Source organism: Cellulomonas sp. P4_B5_2 (genome assembly GCF_056402235.1).
Genome location: NZ_JBFUHU010000397.1, coordinates 1 through 2882, shown reverse-complemented (window position 1 = coordinate 2882; position 2882 = coordinate 1). Strand labels below are relative to the sequence as shown.

Annotated in this window: 3 protein-coding genes; all 3 read right to left on the bottom strand. The window is 70.7% G+C overall.

Features of this window, described 5'->3' with window-relative positions:
* A partial coding sequence (locus tag AC1DUQ_RS20095; protein ID WP_477074455.1) for a 4Fe-4S cluster-binding domain-containing protein occupies positions 1–154 on the bottom strand: 154 nt, incomplete at its 3' end.
* Positions 151–1941 (bottom strand): ribonucleoside triphosphate reductase, encoded by a 1791-nt coding sequence (locus tag AC1DUQ_RS20090; protein ID WP_477061236.1) that lies wholly within the window; start codon positions 1939–1941, stop codon positions 151–153. The genes AC1DUQ_RS20095 and AC1DUQ_RS20090, both read right to left, overlap by 4 nt.
* Positions 1942–2149: 208 nt before the next feature.
* On the bottom strand, positions 2150–2882 hold a 733-nt coding region (locus AC1DUQ_RS20085; protein ID WP_477074454.1), incomplete at its 5' end, for a 5-oxoprolinase subunit C family protein.

Here is a 2882-nt window from a genome sequence, read left to right as displayed (position 1 = left end):
GGACCTGGCCGGGCTCGCGCGGATCGAGGATCGACGCGTTGTGGCAGTAGGTGCACCGCCACGGGCAGCCCTGCAGGAAGACGGTCGCGACGAGCTTTCCCGGCCAGTCGCACGACGACAGCGGGACCAGACCGGCGACGGCGATCTCCTTCACACGAGCGCCGGCTCTCGGAACGGCGTGCGCTCGGCGTGCTCGCCCTGCTTGCCGATGTTGAACGAGCTCACCGGCCGGTGGTAGCCCATGACGCGGGTCCACACCTCGCACGTCATCCCGCACGTGGTGCACGTCTGGTGCTCGCCCGCGAGGTACCCGTGGTTCGGGCAGATCGAGAACGTCGGCGTCACCGTCAGGTACGGCAGGCGGAAGGTCGACAGCGCGCGCTTGACCAGCTCGCGGCAGGCGTCGGCGGTGGAGAGCCGCTCGGCCATGTAGAGGTGCAGCACCGTGCCGCCCGTGTACTTGGTCTGCAGCTCGTCCTGGCGGGTCAGCGCCTCGAACGGGTCGTCGGTGAACCCGACCGGCAGCTGCGAGGAGTTCGTGTAGTACGGGTGGCTGTCGGTTCCGGCCTGCAGGATCCCGGGGAACCGGCGGCGGTCCTCCTTGGCGAACCGGTAGGTGGCGCCCTCCGCGGGCGTCGCCTCCAGGTTGTAGAGGTGCCCGGTCGCCTCCTGCAGCTCCACCATCCGCGTGCGGACGTGGTCGAGCAGGCGGATGACCAGCTCGTGGCCGCGAGGGTCGACGATGCCGTACTCGTCGCCCGTGAAGTTCCGGACCATCTCGTGCAGGCCGTTGACGCCGATCGTCGAGAAATGGTTCTCGAGGGTGCCGAGGTAGCGGCGGGTGTACGGGAACAGGCCGTCGTCGATCAGGCGCTGGATGAGCTCGCGCTTGAGCTCCAGGGACGTGCACGCCAGGTCGATCAGGCGGTCGAGCTGCGCGAGCAGGCCGGCCTCGTCGCCCTTGTGCACGTAGCCGAGCCGGCCGCAGTTGATGGTCACGACGCCGATGGAGCCGGTCTGCTCCGCCGAGCCGAACAGGCCGTTGCCCCGCTTGAGCAGCTCGCGCAGGTCCAGCTGCAGCCGGCAGCACATCGAGCGGACGTCGCCGGGGTTCAGCTCGGAGTTGAGGAAGTTCTGGAAGTACGGCAGTCCGTACTTGGCGGTCATCGCGAACAGCGCCTCGGCGTTCTCGCTGTCCCAGTCGAAGTCCTTCGTGATGTTGTACGTGGGGATCGGGAACGTGAACACGCGGCCCGACGCGTCCCCCGTGGTCATGATCTCGATGTACGCGCGGTTGATCATGTCCATCTCGACCTGCAGGTCGCCGTACGTGAAGTCGCACGGCTGCTCGGCGACGAACGGGACCTCGTCGCGCAGGTCGTCCGGGCACACCCAGTCGAACGTGAGGTTGGTGAACGGCGTCTGCGTGCCCCACCGCGACGGCACGTTGAGGTTGTAGACCAGCTCCTGGATGCACTGGAGCACCTGCGCGTAGGTCAGGCCGTCGAGCCGCACGTACGGCGCGAGGTAGGTGTCGAACGAGCTGAACGCCTGCGCTCCCGCCCACTCGTTCTGCATGGTGCCCAGGAAGTTGACGATCTGGCCGACCGCGGCGCTGAAGTGGCGCGGCGGGCGCGCGTCGACCTTGCCCGGGACGCCGTTGAGGCCCTCCTGGAGCAGGTTCCGCAGCGACCAGCCGGCGCAGTAGCCGGAGAGCATGTCGAGGTCGTGCACGTGGATGTCGCCCTCGCGGTGCGCCGTGCCGACCTCGGGCGGGTAGACGTGGCTGAGCCAGTAGTTGGCGACGACCTTGCCGCTCGTCTGCAGGATCAGACCGCCCAGCGAGTAGCCCTGGTTCGCGTTGGCGGACACGCGCCAGTCACTGCGGTCGAGGTACTCCTCGATCGACGAACCGACGTCCACGACGACCTTCTCCGACATGCCCTGCTCCCGACTCCACGATGAGGCGCCTCCGACCGCCACCACAACATGCTGTGGTCGAGGTGGTCGTTGAGGACTAGATGTAGAGATTTCTATGCCCGCGGCCGGGCTCGGGGTGGGCCTTTGGTCCCAGTCGCCGGAGCGGCCCCGTGCGGTGATCGCGGTCGGCCGGGCGAAGTCTCGGCGTGTCGCTCCCGTCGGTCTCGCGTCAGCCTCTGACGAAGCGCACCGGGTCGCCGGGACGCAGCTGTCCGAGCCTGCCGTGGGCGTGCCGACGGACCACCGCGACCACCGGGTAGCCCCCCGTCACGGGGTGGTCGACGCCGAACACGACGGGCCGGCCGTCGGGCGGAACCTGCACGGCGCCGACCACCAGCCCCTCGGACGGGAGCTCGCGTCCGTCGTACTGGTGGGTCCGCCGGATGGCCGGCCCGTCGAGCCGCACGGCCACGCGGTTCGTCGCCGGCGTCACGCGGTACTCGTGCGACCCGCACAGGCGGGCCAGCGCGTCGTCGAACCAGTCGGCGTGCGGTCCCGCCACGATCGGGAGCACCAGCCGTTCCGGGCGGACCGGGGCGACGTCGACCAGCGGCCACTCCCGGGGCGCGGGTCCCACCGGCAGCACGACCCCGGCGGCCAGCGGCGCGGGCCCGAGGCCGGCCAGCTGGTCGGCGCTGCGCGACCCCAGCACGGGCGGCACGTCGATCCCGCCGCGCACGGCCACGTACGTCCGCAGCCCGAGCTCCACCGTGCCGAGCCGCAGCTCCGACCCGTCGCGCAGCTCGAGCACGGCCTCGTGCCCGACGGGCCGACCGTCGACCCACGCGGGCCCGCGCCCGCCGGTCAGCGCCACGGTCAGGTCCCCGCGGGCGCGCACCCGCAGCCCACCCAGCAGGACCTCGAGCCCGGCTGCACCCTCGTCGTTGGCGACGAGCCGGTTG

What these genes read in the sequence shown, in the direction of transcription:
- AC1DUQ_RS20090 (WP_477061236.1), bottom strand. Translation starts at nt 1,941, where the DNA reads ATGTCGGAGAAGGTCGTCGTGGACGTCGGTTCGTCGATCGAGGAGTAC.